Origin of the sequence: Enterobacter chinensis (assembly GCF_034008295.1) — a bacterium.
GTDB lineage: Bacteria > Pseudomonadota > Gammaproteobacteria > Enterobacterales > Enterobacteriaceae > Enterobacter > Enterobacter chinensis.
On the sequence record NZ_JARDVI010000002.1, the window covers coordinates 23,800 to 37,465 of the forward strand.

Consider the following 13,666-nt stretch of genomic DNA (forward strand, 5'->3'; position numbering starts at 1 on the left):
CGTAATAAAGGAGAAGAAGATGTCTACACCTGCGAATTTTAATGGTACCCGTCCGGTCATTGATGTGAACGATGCGGTGATGTTGCTTATCGATCACCAGAGCGGCCTGTTCCAGACCGTTGGCGATATGCCAATGCCGGAATTGCGTGCCCGTGCGGCAGCGCTGGCAAAAATCGCGACCCTGGCGAAGATCCCGGTGATCACCACCGCATCCGTCCCACAAGGGCCGAACGGACCGCTTATCCCGGAGATCCACGCCAACGCGCCGCATGCGCAATATGTTGCCCGTAAAGGCGAGATCAACGCCTGGGATAACCCGGAATTTGTGGCAGCGGTAAAAGCGACCGGACGCAAGACGTTGATTATTGCGGGCACGATCACCAGCGTTTGCATGGCCTTCCCGTCGATCAGCGCGGTGGCGGATGGGTATAAAGTGTTTGCGGTGATTGATGCCTCCGGCACCTACAGCAAAATGGCGCAAGAGATCACCCTGGCGCGTGTTGTACAGGCCGGTGTAGTGCCGATGGATACGGCAGCGGTAGCCTCTGAGATCCAGCGGACATGGAACCGTGAAGATGCGGCGGAGTGGGCGGAGGTATACACCCACATCTTCCCGGCTTACAAGCTGCTGATTGAGAGCTACGGCAAAGCGCAGGAAGTCGTTAAAAACAGCGAAGTGCTCGATTCACAGCGTTAATCCCCTGCTCCATGGCGTAAAAACCGTGGAGCTGATTATTGCTTAACCGAACAGGCACTAAAGCTGAAAATCTGCTTGACCGTGTTAGCGCAACTCCCTATAGTAGCGCCCCGTTGCCCCCCAAGCGGTCAGGCAGCAAAACAATATGGTGAGGTGTCCGAGTGGCTGAAGGAGCACGCCTGGAAAGTGTGTATACGGCAACGTATCGGGGGTTCGAATCCCCCCCTCACCGCCATATTTGAGATGAGAGCTCGTACGAAAGTACGGGCTTTTTTCTTTTATATTCTCCGAAAAGGGGGGATTCGAACCTTGAGACTCCCTGCGCTCTTTATGCCTGGTGGCGCTGCTTACCAGGCCTACGGGTATTGTAGGTCGGGTAAGCGCAGCTCCACCCGACAAAAAGCCCGCACAAAAAACAAAGCCCGGTTTCCCGGGCCTTGAACACAACCGCAATCTCAATAATACGCTTGCAACGTCCGCTGGCAGAGCGCCGAACGCACGCAGTCATCTTTTGTGAAGCGTACCACCCCAATCATCTCATCTTCCTCAAAACGTGACATCGCGTCGCTCAGCCCGGATTTCACGCCGGACGGCAGGTCGCACTGGGTGATATCGCCGTTAACGATAACCGTCACGTTCTCCCCGAGGCGCGTTAAAAACATCTTCATTTGCGCAGCGGTCACGTTCTGAGCCTCGTCAAGAATGACGACCGCATTTTCAAATGTACGTCCGCGCATATAGGCGAACGGCGCGATTTCCACCTTGCCAATCTCTGGTCGCAGGCAGTACTGCATAAAGGATGCGCCCAGACGTTTTACCAGGACGTCATAGACGGGCCTGAAGTACGGGGCAAACTTCTCCGAAATATCGCCGGGCAAGAAACCGAGATCTTCATCAGCCTGCAGTACCGGACGGGTAACAATGATTCTCTCCACGTCCTTATGGATCAGCGCTTCCGCCGCTTTAGCCGCACTAATCCAGGTTTTCCCGCATCCGGCTTCACCGGTTGCAAAGATGAGCTGTTTACTCTCGATAGCATTCAGGTAGTGCGCCTGAGCCTCATTGCGCGCCACAATTGGAGAATTATCACGGCTGTCTCGGGCCATGCCAATTGCTTCTACGCCACTCATCTGCACAAGCGAGGTGACCGATTCTTCTTCACGCTGTTTATGGCTACGTGAATCCCGTCTCAGCACACGTTTTGCTTCGCGACGAGCTTTGATCACTGCTTTTTGTCTTCCCATGGATAGCACCTTGAGTTGTTGGTATTCATCACACGCGCCAGCTTCGGCACGATTATGCGCACGAACATCAGAGGGTTGGCTTCCTTGTAAGCCATTGCTTGCTTTATCGGATGACGATACGGAACAGCTACGCGCACTGTTCTGCACGTCGGTCGAATCAGATTCTTGAGGGAGGGGGGAGAATTTAGTGGTGAGGAAATCGCTGCCGGAGTCTGAGCCTCCGCGCCGGGTGCTGCGGTTGTTATGTTTACCTTGTCCAGTACAGGACGCAACCATTCGCGATCTCCATAGTGATTCAGCATCACTGCCGGGAACTACCGCTGTCTTATCTTAAGTACATCAGGAGTTATCATAAATGCAACATTTATTTTACCTGAGTGCAACTTTTAAGACTGTCCCTACAGTTGAAATCAGTCTCATATAGAAATATTACAGAAATATAACAGCAGGATAGTCATATGAAAAAATAATGTCCCCGCGAACGGTTGCGGGGACGATTATCAGGCTTCAATAAGACCCTGAGCGAGATACGCGTTGCTGTCGCGCGCGCCTGGCAGGGCAAAGAAATAGCCGCCGCCGATAGGTTTAATATACTCTTCCAGCGCTTCGCCGTTTAAGCGCTTCTGCACGGTCAGGAAGCCCTTTTCCAGATCGTGCTGATAGCAGACGAACAGCAGCCCCATATCGAGCTGGCCGGCGTTGGTCACGCCGAGCGAGTAGCTGTATCCGCGGCGCATCATCAGGCTGGACTGCGTCTCTTTGGTACGCGGATTGGCCAGACGAATATGGCTGTCCAGCGCAATCACGTCGCCATTTGGATCGCGGGCGTAATCGGGCACGTCATGCTCATTCTTCATGCCGAGCGGCGCGCCGCTTTGCTTATCACGCCCGAAGATCGTCTGCTGCTCTTTGAGCGGCGTGCGGTCCCAGAACTCGACGTGGAACTGAATAATTCGCACCGCCTGATAGCTTCCCCCCACCGCCCATGCCGGTTCGCCCTGTTCGGCAGTGACCCAAACCACCTCCTTCATGAGCTCACCGTTGTGGCTGTCCGGGTTGGCGGTACCGTCCTTAAAGCCCAGCAGGTTCACCGGCGTCTCTTTCCCTTTACTGCGGGCGGCATGGTCCGAGATAAACCCTTCCCGCTTCCAGCGCACGCTCAGCAGATCCGGCGTGTGCTTGATGATATCGCGCAGGGCGTGGATCACCGTGTCCTGGGTATTGGCGCAAATCTGCAGGAGCAGGTCGCCATGGCAAAGAGCGGCGTCCAGGGAGTCATTCGGGAAACGCGTCATTTTCTGCAGCGCTTTCGGCTTCTGTTTTGCCAGCCCATAGCGCGCGTCAAACAGCGACTCACCGAGCGAAACGGTAATGGTCAGGTTATCCGGGGCGATAAACGGCCCCAGAATGCCGGAGTCCATCGGCGGCAGACGCGGGTTCGGCGTATCGGGCGCCGGTCCGCCGGCCGTGAGAAACGCGATGCGCGTCGTCAGCAGGCGGAACAGGCGCTCCAGATCGGCTTTATCACTGGCCAGTGAATCGACGGCTACCAGCATCATCGACGCCTGCTGCGGCGTCAGAATGCCCGACTGATGTTCGCCATAAAACGGCTGCGTCTCCATGCGGGCATTGGGTGACAGCGTGCCGGGCGCGCTTTGCGGTTTCGCCGCATGGGCTACCGGACACCCGCCAGCCAGCGCAAGGGCGCCTCCCAGCGCCCCTACCCCTTTTAACAATCGACGACGTGAAGGCTCAACCACGTCGTTCTCGCTATGCTTATTCATCGTGCTTAGTCCAGACCCAGTACGCCACGCAGCAGAGAGAGATCTTCCGCCAGGGCGGTAATCGGGCCTTTCAGCGCGTTACGGTCGGCCTCGGTCAGCTTGTCGTAGGTTTCAAACCCGTCTTTGGTACGGTACTTCGCCAGAATGGTGTCGACTTTTTTGAAGTTCGCATCCACCTTGGCCAGCAGTTCACCGTTCTCTTTCTGCAGTTGAGGACGCAGCAGGTTAACAATTTTCTGCGCGCCATCGACGTTAGCCTGGAAGTCCCACAGGTCGGTATGGCTGTAGCGATCCTCTTCGCCGCTGATTTTGCTCGCGGCCACTTCTTCAATCAGACCGGCCGCGCCGCCCACCACTTTTGACGGCGGGAAGGCCAGCTCGCTGATGCGCTTTTGCAGCTCCAGCACGTCGCTGTTCAGCCGATCGGCATATTTCTCCATCCCTTTGGCAGAATTATCGCCAAACAGGGCTTTCTCGAGACGGTGGAAACCGGTGAATTTCGGATCAGCGGCTTTCTGCTCGAAATCATCTTCGCGGGCATCAATGCTGCCATCAAGGTCAGAGAACAGCTCGGCAATCGGCTCGATACGCTCGTAGTGCTGGCGGGTTGGCGCATAGAGGGATTTCGCTTTTTCGATGTCACCGGCTTTCACCGCATCGGTAAAGGCTTTTGTTGCTGCCGCCAGGTCCGCCGTCTCTTTCGTGACATACGCTTTATACGCGGTAATGGCATCACCCAGGCTCAGCACCGCAGCGCCTTTCGCCGCATCGGCCGTTGCTTCACCTTTGACGATCAGCTTCCCTTTGGGGTTGGTCAGCAGGCCGCAGGTCATCTCATACTCGCCCGGCTGCAGGTTGGCGGTCATCTTCTGGCTGAAGCCAGGGGCGATGTTTTCGCGCTCTTCCACCACCAGAACCCCTTTCAGGATCTCCCATTCCAGCGCTTTCTGGCTGTGGTTCTGAATAATGAACTGGGTTTTGCCGCTGTTCACCGTGAGGGTCATCGGCTCACACTGCTTGTCATTGACGGTCACTTTAACCTGAGGAACATCCGCGCCCCAGGCGGAGAATGCGGAAGCGAACAGCGCGGCAATGCCTGCGCATAACGCACTACGACGGAACTGAATTGCCATAACTCTTCCCTTTAAAAGTATGTTGTAACTAAAACAAAAATTATGGCGTAACGCGCGACGCCTGCGAGCCAGTACGCGGCGGCATGGCGAACAGCACCAGCGCCGGAACCAGATAAATAAAGTACATTGCCACTTCGCTGACGCTCGGCGTTTCCTGATAGCCGAAGATACCTTCGAGCAGGGTGCCGGTCAGTGAGTGCGTGGAGAGGACGTTGCTGAGATCGAACGCCACGTCCTGGAAATGGTTCCACAGGCCCGCTTCATGGAAGGCGCGAATCGCCCCCGCCGCCAGACCCGCCGCCACCAGCAGAATAAACAGGCTGGTCCACTTGAAGAAGGCCCCCAGGTTCAGGCGAATACCGCCCCAGTAGAGCAGGAAACCAAGCACCACCGCGGTGGCAAGACCCAGCACCGCACCCAGCGGAGGCCAGATCCCCACATCCTGCTGAAACGCCGCCAGCAGGAAGAAAACCGACTCCAGCCCTTCACGCGCCACGGCGAAAAAGACCATCATAATGAGCGCCCAGCCGTGGTTATTGCCCTTTTGCAGCGCGTTATCCACCGCCTGCTCCAGCTGCACCTTCACGTTACGCGAGACTTTACGCATCCAGAACACCATCCAGGTGAGGATCGCTACCGCAATCACGGCGACGATCCCCTCAAACAGCTCCTGCTCTTTCTGCGGGAACTCCCCGGTGGTTTCGTTGATGAGAACCCCCAGGCCCAGACAGAGCGCCGCGGCAAGGAATACACCGACCCACATGACGCCAATCCAGCGTCCGCGCTGGGTTCGCTTCAGATAACTGGCGATGAGGCTAACGATGAGGGCGGCTTCGAGCCCTTCACGTAACATAATGAGAAATGGAACAAACATGCCGACACCTTAAATGTTTATCGCGGTCAACTGATGCAAAGAAAGGTAAATTCTTGTGATAGTGATTATCATTACGGCGGAAAGAAACACAAGCGAAATGTGTGGTGTTTTGATGACGAGATGTAAAAGCCCAGCCTGATAATAGTTACGTGCGTAACGTTCAAGTTTATAAGTTATAACGAAAATGCCCATTTACGCTGATTCAGGGCTGTGGCTAAATATCCGCCTCAAACATCTGGTGAAAATTAATTATGTTTAAAATTGTCCATTTCCTGCTGGCGCTGGTCATTATTCTTGCGCTTGCCTGGCTGGTGAGTTTCGACCGCCGAAAAATTCGCATTCGTTTTGTTTTACAGCTGATTGTCATAGAAATTGCTCTGGCGTTCTTTTTCCTGCACGCCGAAAGCGGGTTATTCGTGATTAAATACGTCTCGGGATTTTTTGAGTCACTGCTTAAATTTGCCGGTGAAGGCACCAATTTCGTCTTTGGCGGAATGGGAGAAAAAGGGCTGGCGTTCATTTTCCTCGGCGTGCTTTGCCCGATTATTTTTATTTCCGCGCTGATTGGTATTCTTCAGCACTGGCGGATCCTGCCGATTTTTATTCGGGTGATTGGCACGCTGCTGTCAAAACTGAACGGTATGGGCAAGCTGGAATCCTTTAACGCGGTGAGTTCGCTGATCCTCGGCCAGTCAGAAAACTTCATTGCCTACAAAGGCGTGCTGGGCGATCTCTCCTCTCGCCGTCTGTTCACCATGGCAGCCACGGCGATGTCGACGGTCTCCCTGTCGATTGTCGGCGCGTATATGACCATGCTCGACGCCAAATTTGTCGTCGCGGCGCTGATTCTGAACATGTTCAGCACCTTTATTATTCTCTCCGTCATCAACCCGGCGCGCCCGGAAGCGGAGCCGGATATCCGGCTTGAAAAACTGCATGAATCGCAGAGCTTCTTCGAGATGCTCGGCGAGTATATTCTGGCCGGTTTTAAAGTGGCGATGATTATTCTGGCGATGCTGATTGGCTTTATTGCCCTTATTAGCGCCGTTAACGCCCTCTTCTCCAGCGTATTTGGCATGAGCTTCCAGCAGATCCTGGGCTATGTATTTTATCCCCTGGCGTGGCTGGTGGGGATTCCGCTGAGCGATGCCTTAAACGCGGGCAGCATTATGGCAACCAAACTGGTGGCGAATGAATTTGTGGCGATGATTGAGCTGCAAAAAATAGCGCATCAGATGTCCCCGCGCGGGATGGGCATTTTATCCGTCTTCCTGGTGTCATTCGCGAACTTCGCGTCAATCGGCATTGTGGCCGGGGCGATTAAGGGCCTGAACGAGCAGCAGGGGAACGTGGTATCGCGTTTCGGTCTGCGTCTGGTGTACGGCGCGACGCTGGTGAGCCTGCTGTCGGCGAGCTTTGCGGGGTTAGTGTTATAACGGAGAACGGCGGGTTATCCCGCCGTTTTTATTAAAACTGCACGCACACCGGCTGGTCGACACGCATTACCGACTCCTGGGCGAAGCGTGATTTATAAATCCCACGCAACGCTTCGATATTCTTCTCGCTCTGCGCATCTTTACCGTGGATCAGCATCAGCGCTTTGCTGGGCTCACGCGCCACTTTTCCGTCGTTCCCCAGCCACTGTCCGCGGGCATCAAATACCGTTAAGCCATCGCGAAAACGTGGCGTCACGTCCTGGTCAACAAACTGCTGCCATTCGTTGCCGGTAATCTGCGCCCCGGCCGGACGATTCAGTCCGAAATAGAGCGTGGTCTGCTGCATCTGGTTATCCGCTTTGCAAGTCTCCACCGCCGCGTGTTGCGATGGCGCATTACAGCCAGCCAGCATCAATAATGCCGCCGCCATTAACCCTGTTTTGATTGTCATGCTTCGCTATCCTCATTGTTATAAGCACATGGATATCACAGGAAAATACGGATTTTGGCAAGAAAAAAGCCGGGTGCGCTTGCGCTTGCCCGGCCTACGGTGTTCCGTGAGGAAAATTACTCAGGCTGCAGCTTAGACGGCGGCGCGGAGTGGTAATGCGCATCTGCTTCAGCAAAGCGTTTCTGCATGGAGGCAGACGGCGCTTTACCCAGCAGGCTGAAGACCACGATGCCGATACTGCCGAAGATGAAGCCAGGAATGATTTCGTACAGGCCCAGCCAGGCGAACTGCTTCCAGACGATAACGGTCACTGCACCGATAATCATCCCCGCCAGCGCGCCGTTACGGGTCATACGTGACCACATGACGGAGAACAGGACCACCGGACCAAATGCCGCACCGAAGCCCGCCCATGCGTAGCTCACAAGGCCCAGCACGCGGTTTTCCGGGTTGGCCGCCAGCGCGATGGCAATCAGCGCCACCACCAGCACCATAAAGCGCCCTACCCACACCAGCTCTTTCTGGCTCGCATTCTTGCGCAGGAAGGCTTTGTAGAGGTCTTCGGTGATCGCACTGGAGCAGACCAGCAGCTGGCAGCTCAGGGTGGACATCACCGCTGCCAGGATTGCGGAGAGCAGAATACCGGCGATCCACGGGTTAAACAGAATCTGCGCCAGTTCGATAAACACGCGTTCGGCGTTCTGGTTCACCGCACCGGCCTGCGCCGGGTTGTTATTGAAGTAAGCAATACCGAAGAAGCCTACCGCACACGCCCCTGCCAGACAGAGGATCATCCACGTCATGCTGATGCGACGGGCATGAACGATGGTGTGGTGAGAATCCGCGGCCATAAAGCGTGCCAGGATATGCGGCTGACCGAAGTAGCCCAGACCCCAACCCATCAGCGATACGATGGCGACAAAGTTCAGCCCTTTCAGCATGTCGACGTTTTCAATGCTCTTCTGCTTAATCACTTCCAGCGAATCGGCAAAGCCGCCAACGGTGAAAATCACAATCACCGGGGTCAGGATCAGGGCGAAGATCATCAGGCTCGCCTGCACGGTGTCGGTCCAGCTGACGGCCAGGAAACCGCCCACGAAGGTATAAAGGATGGTCGCCGCCGCACCGGCCCACAGGGCGGTTTCGTAGCTCATGCCGAAGGTGCTTTCGAACAGGCGCGCGCCGGCCACAATGCCGGAGGCACAGTAGATGGTAAAGAACAGCAGGATAACCACCGCAGAGATAATGCGCAGGATGCGGCTGTTATCTTCAAAGCGTCCGGTGAAGTAATCCGGCAGCGTCAGGGCGTTATTGTTGGCCTCGGTATGCACGCGCAGGCGGCCCGCCACCAGCTTCCAGTTGATCCACGCGCCCACGGTCAGGCCGATGGCGATCCAGCTTTCCGAGATACCGGAGATGAAAATCGCGCCCGGCAGACCCATCAGCAGCCAGCCGCTCATGTCCGATGCGCCCGCAGAGAGTGCGGTGACCATCGGGCCTAAACTGCGTCCGCCCAGAATGTAGTCGTCAAAGTTTTTCGTTGATCGCCACGCCAAAAACCCTATCAGGATCATGCCAAAAATATAAACGAGAAATGTCACCAGCATCGGTGTGCTAATTGCCATTCAAATTCTCCAAAAGTGTCGAGCGACAACCGTCCGGGTTGCCTTGTTATATGATCACCGGAACGAGGTGAATGTATCTTGTGTTTCGGTTGGGCGCGCTATCCTGCCGTATGCGCCTTCCGCTGACAAACGATTTAACACTGCATTTACATCAATTTCATCCCTGGGTTGATACGAGTTTCCTATAGGTTGCACTCGCTCACGCTTTTGCGGGTTGCACCTTTTAAAAGTGTTAACTCCCGCATAAAAACAGGCTTTCCGCACAAAAGCCAGCGCGTTTTTCCAGCTAACCATTCGTTAACAATCCATTCATTTTCGGGGTTGCAAACCAGGTCACATTTAACACGGTTGCACAAAGTTGCAACATGGTGGATATTTCACGCTAACGACCAAACAAGATGAAAGCACAACAGGAGCTTTGGCATGGGTATGACCACCATGGGGGTTAAGCTGGATGACGCAACCCGCGAACGGATTAAGACCGCAGCAACCCGCATTGACCGCACGCCGCACTGGTTAATTAAGCAGGCGATTTTTAACTATCTCGAAAGACTCGAGAGCGATGAGGACCTGCCAGAACTGCCTGCCCTGCTGGCCGGCGCGGCCAATGAAAGCGAGGAAGCACCTGCCGCTGGCGACGAGAACCATCAGCCGTTCCTCGAATTCGCCGAGCAGATCCTACCGCAGTCCGTCAGCCGTGCCGCCATTACCGGCGCATACCGCCGCGCCGAAACCGACGCCGTGCCGATGCTGCTGGAGCAGGCCCGCCTGCCCGAGGCGATTGCCGCCCAGGCGCACAGCCTGGCGTACCAGCTTGCTGACAAACTGCGTAACCAGAAAACCGCGACCGGCCGTGCCGGCATGGTTCAGGGGTTGCTGCAGGAGTTTTCCCTCTCTTCACAGGAAGGCGTAGCGCTGATGTGTCTGGCGGAAGCGCTGCTGCGTATTCCGGATAAAGCCACCCGCGATGCGCTGATCCGCGACAAGATCAGCAACGGCAACTGGCATTCACACATTGGCCGCAGCCCGTCGCTGTTCGTTAACGCCGCGACCTGGGGTCTGCTGTTTACCGGCAGGCTGGTCTCGACCCATAACGAAGCCAACCTCTCCCGCTCCCTGAACCGCATTATCGGTAAAAGCGGCGAGCCGCTGATCCGCAAAGGCGTGGACATGGCGATGCGCCTGATGGGCGAGCAGTTTGTGACCGGGGAAACCATTGCCGAAGCGCTGGCGAACGCCCGCAAGCTGGAAGATAAAGGTTTCCGCTACTCCTATGACATGCTGGGCGAAGCGGCTCTGACCGCCGCCGACGCGCAGGCCTACATGGTCTCTTACCAGCAGGCGATCCACGCCATCGGTAAAGCGTCCAACGGTCGCGGCATATATGAAGGCCCGGGCATCTCCATTAAGCTCTCCGCCCTGCACCCGCGCTACAGCCGCGCGCAGTACGACCGGGTGATGGAAGAGCTCTACCCGCGCCTGAAGTCCCTGACCCTGCTGGCGCGCCAGTATGACATTGGCATCAACATCGACGCCGAAGAGGCCGACCGCCTGGAGATCTCCCTCGATCTGCTGGAAAAACTGTGCTTCGAGCCGGAGCTGGCGGGCTGGAACGGCATTGGCTTCGTTATCCAGGCCTACCAGAAGCGCTGCCCGTTCGTCATTGATTACCTGATTGACCTGGCCAGCCGCAGCCGTCGCCGCCTGATGATCCGTCTGGTGAAAGGTGCCTACTGGGACAGCGAAATCAAACGCGCCCAGATGGAAGGGCTGGAAGGCTATCCGGTGTATACCCGCAAGGTTTACACCGACGTCTCTTACCTCGCCTGTGCGAAAAAGCTGCTCGGCGTGCCGAACCTGATCTATCCGCAGTTCGCCACCCACAACGCCCACACCCTGGCGGCGATCTACAGCCTGGCCGGGCAGAACTACTATCCGGGCCAGTACGAGTTCCAGTGCCTGCACGGCATGGGCGAACCGCTGTACGAGCAGGTGACCGGTAAAGTGGCGGACGGCAAGCTGAACCGCCCATGTCGTATTTACGCCCCGGTGGGCACCCACGAAACCCTGCTGGCGTACCTGGTGCGTCGTCTGCTGGAGAACGGCGCGAACACCTCCTTCGTTAACCGCATCGCCGACACCACCCTGCCGCTGGACGAGCTGGTGGCCGACCCGGTGCAGGCCGTTGAGAAGATGGCGGCGCAGGAAGGCCAGATTGGCCTGCCGCATCCGAAGATTGCCCTGCCGCGCGAGCTGTATGGCGCAGGCCGCGTCAACTCGGCGGGTCTGGACCTCGCCAACGAACACCGTCTGGCGTCGCTCTCCTCTGCCCTGCTCAACAGCGCATTGCAGAAATGGCAGGCCAAACCGATCCTGGAACAGTCCGTTGCTGACGGCGAAATGCAGCCGGTCATTAACCCGGCAGAGCCAAAAGACATCGTCGGCTACGTGCGTGAAGCCACCGAAGCAGAAGTGGATCGGGCCCTGGACAGCGCGGTGAACAACGCGCCAATCTGGTTCGCCACGCCGCCGCAGGAGCGTGCCGCCATTCTTGAACGCGCCGCAGTGCTGATGGAAGATCAGATGCAGTCGCTCATCGGCATTCTGGTACGCGAAGCGGGCAAAACCTTCAGCAACGCCATCGCCGAAGTGCGCGAGGCCGTTGACTTCCTGCATTACTACGCGGGCCAGGTACGCGATGATTTCGATAACGAAACCCACCGTCCGCTGGGTCCGGTCGTGTGTATCAGCCCGTGGAACTTCCCGCTGGCGATCTTCACCGGCCAGATTGCCGCCGCCCTTGCCGCAGGCAACAGCGTGCTGGCCAAGCCGGCAGAGCAAACTCCGCTGATTGCCGCACAGGGTATCAACATTCTTCTGGAAGCCGGCGTGCCTGCGGGCGTGGTTCAGCTGCTGCCGGGCCGCGGTGAAACCGTCGGCGCTAAGCTGACCGCCGATAACCGCGTGCGCGGCGTGATGTTTACCGGTTCGACCGAAGTGGCGTCTCTGCTGCAGCGCAACATTGCCACCCGTCTGGATGCGCAGGGTCGTCCTACGCCGCTCATCGCGGAAACCGGCGGGATGAACGCCATGATCGTTGACTCCTCCGCGCTCACCGAGCAGGTGGTGGTCGACGTGCTCGCCTCAGCGTTTGACAGCGCCGGTCAGCGCTGCTCCGCCCTGCGCGTGCTGTGCCTGCAGGACGACGTGGCGGACCACACCCTGAAGATGCTGCGCGGCGCTATGGCGGAATGCCGCATGGGCAACCCGGGCCGTCTCACCACCGACATCGGACCGGTGATCGACGCGGAAGCCAAAGCCAACATCGAAAACCACATTCAGACCATGCGCGCGAAAGGCCGTCCGGTATTCCAGGCGGTGCGTGAAAACAGCGAAGATACCCGCGAATGGCGGACCGGTACCTTTGTGCCGCCAACGCTGATTGAGCTGGCAAGCTTCGACGAGCTGAAAAAAGAGGTCTTCGGCCCGGTGCTCCACGTGGTGCGCTACAACCGTAACAACCTGAACGAGCTGGTTGAGCAGATTAACGCCTCCGGCTATGGCCTGACGCTCGGCGTGCATACCCGTATCGACGAGACCATCGCCCAGGTGACCGGCAGCGCCAAAGTCGGCAACCTGTACGTTAACCGCAACATGGTCGGCGCGGTCGTGGGCGTGCAGCCGTTCGGCGGCGAAGGCCTCTCCGGCACCGGTCCGAAAGCGGGCGGTCCGCTCTACCTGTACCGTCTGCTGGCGAACCGTCCGGAGAACGCCCTGGGCGTGACGCTGGCGCGCCAGGACGCGGAGTATCCGGTGGATACGCAGCTGAAAACCGTGCTGATGCAGCCGCTGGAAGCCCTCATCACATGGGCGGAAAAACGTCCTGAGCTGCGTGCCGTTGCACAGCAGTACGGCGAGCTGGCGCAGGCCGGTACGCAGCGTCTGCTGCCGGGACCAACCGGCGAGCGCAACACCTGGACGCTGATGCCGCGCGAGCGCGTGCTGTGCGTGGCGGATAACGAGCAGGATGCGCTGGTACAGCTGGCCGCAGCTATGGCAACCGGTTGTGAAGTGCTGTGGCCGGAAGATGCGCTGCATCGCGATCTCGCCAAACAGCTGCCGAAAGTGGTCTCGTCCCGCATTCACTTCGCGAAAGCCGATGCGCTGCTGACGCAGCCGTTTGATGCGGTGATCTACCACGGTGATTCTGACCAGCTGCGCGAACTGTGCGAGCAGGTTGCGGCCCGCAGCGGTGCCATCGTTTCCGTGCAGGGCTTCGCCCGCGGTGAAACCAACCTGCTGCTGGAGCGCCTGTACGTTGAGCGCTCCCTCAGCGTCAATACCGCGGCGGCAGGTGGTAACGCCAGCCTGATGACCATCGGTTAATCGTGTAAACTTTCCCCGGTGACGCTACGCTTACCG

9 protein-coding genes and 1 tRNA gene are annotated in these 13,666 nt (G+C 57.4%); 4 read left to right on the top strand and 6 right to left on the bottom strand.

Translation table 11 applies throughout. The features are described from left to right. Positions 1–19 precede the first annotated feature (19 nt). Complete coding sequence (locus PYW49_RS05065; RefSeq protein ID WP_134349789.1) at positions 20–697, top strand: isochorismatase family protein; 678 nt, start codon at positions 20–22, stop codon at positions 695–697. Positions 698–844: 147 nt separating this feature from the next. After that, positions 845–932 (top strand) — tRNA-Ser (locus tag PYW49_RS05070). A gap of 220 nt (positions 933–1,152) precedes the next feature. Here the strand turns inward: PYW49_RS05070 and phoH are convergent. From phoH to efeU, 4 genes are all read right to left on the bottom strand, one after another. Further along, positions 1,153–1,941: a phosphate starvation-inducible protein PhoH gene (gene phoH / locus PYW49_RS05075; protein ID WP_008503509.1), complete on the bottom strand. Its 789-nt coding sequence runs from the start codon at positions 1,939–1,941 to the stop codon at positions 1,153–1,155. A gap of 500 nt (positions 1,942–2,441) precedes the next feature. After that, positions 2,442–3,725 (bottom strand): iron uptake transporter deferrochelatase/peroxidase subunit, encoded by a 1,284-nt coding sequence (gene efeB / locus PYW49_RS05080; protein WP_320385863.1) that lies wholly within the window; start codon positions 3,723–3,725, stop codon positions 2,442–2,444. Positions 3,726–3,730: 5 nt separating this feature from the next. Beyond that, positions 3,731–4,858, bottom strand: a complete 1,128-nt coding sequence (gene efeO / locus PYW49_RS05085; RefSeq protein WP_320385864.1) for an iron uptake system protein EfeO — start codon at positions 4,856–4,858, stop codon at positions 3,731–3,733. 40 nt (positions 4,859–4,898) lie between these two features. Then, entirely contained in the window at positions 4,899–5,732 is an 834-nt protein-coding gene (gene efeU / locus PYW49_RS05090; RefSeq protein WP_320385865.1) for an iron uptake transporter permease EfeU, read from the bottom strand. Between the two features lie 251 nt (positions 5,733–5,983). On the opposite strand from efeU, the gene PYW49_RS05095 reads away from it, so the two are divergent. Then, positions 5,984–7,168 (top strand): NupC/NupG family nucleoside CNT transporter, encoded by a 1,185-nt coding sequence (locus PYW49_RS05095; RefSeq protein ID WP_134349119.1) that lies wholly within the window; start codon positions 5,984–5,986, stop codon positions 7,166–7,168. Between the two features lie 31 nt (positions 7,169–7,199). Here PYW49_RS05095 and PYW49_RS05100 read toward each other — a convergent pair whose 3' ends face one another. Further along, entirely contained in the window at positions 7,200–7,619 is a 420-nt protein-coding gene (locus tag PYW49_RS05100; protein WP_032658073.1) for a DUF3574 domain-containing protein, read from the bottom strand. Positions 7,620–7,735: 116 nt separating this feature from the next. Continuing rightward, complete coding sequence (gene putP / locus PYW49_RS05105; RefSeq protein ID WP_134349120.1) at positions 7,736–9,244, bottom strand: sodium/proline symporter PutP; 1,509 nt, start codon at positions 9,242–9,244, stop codon at positions 7,736–7,738. 423 nt (positions 9,245–9,667) lie between these two features. Here putP and putA point away from each other — a divergent pair, with 423 nt between their 5' ends. Further along, complete coding sequence (putA, locus tag PYW49_RS05110; protein ID WP_320385866.1) at positions 9,668–13,630, top strand: trifunctional transcriptional regulator/proline dehydrogenase/L-glutamate gamma-semialdehyde dehydrogenase; 3,963 nt, start codon at positions 9,668–9,670, stop codon at positions 13,628–13,630. The last annotated feature ends 36 nt before the right edge of the window (positions 13,631–13,666 follow it).

Bases quoted from the DNA above. Each gene is read 5' to 3' on its own strand.
- phoH (WP_008503509.1), bottom strand. From the start codon at position 1,941: ATGGGAAGACAAAAAGCAGTGATCAAAGCTCGTCGCGAAGCAAAACGT.
- PYW49_RS05095 (WP_134349119.1), top strand. From the start codon at position 5,984: ATGTTTAAAATTGTCCATTTCCTGCTGGCGCTGGTCATTATTCTTGCG.
- putA (WP_320385866.1), top strand. From the start codon at position 9,668: ATGGGTATGACCACCATGGGGGTTAAGCTGGATGACGCAACCCGCGAA.
- efeB (WP_320385863.1), bottom strand. From the start codon at position 3,725: ATGAATAAGCATAGCGAGAACGACGTGGTTGAGCCTTCACGTCGTCGA.
- PYW49_RS05100 (WP_032658073.1), bottom strand. From the start codon at position 7,619: ATGACAATCAAAACAGGGTTAATGGCGGCGGCATTATTGATGCTGGCT.
- putP (WP_134349120.1), bottom strand. From the start codon at position 9,244: ATGGCAATTAGCACACCGATGCTGGTGACATTTCTCGTTTATATTTTT.
- efeU (WP_320385865.1), bottom strand. From the start codon at position 5,732: ATGTTTGTTCCATTTCTCATTATGTTACGTGAAGGGCTCGAAGCCGCC.
- efeO (WP_320385864.1), bottom strand. From the start codon at position 4,858: ATGGCAATTCAGTTCCGTCGTAGTGCGTTATGCGCAGGCATTGCCGCG.
- PYW49_RS05065 (WP_134349789.1), top strand. From the start codon at position 20: ATGTCTACACCTGCGAATTTTAATGGTACCCGTCCGGTCATTGATGTG.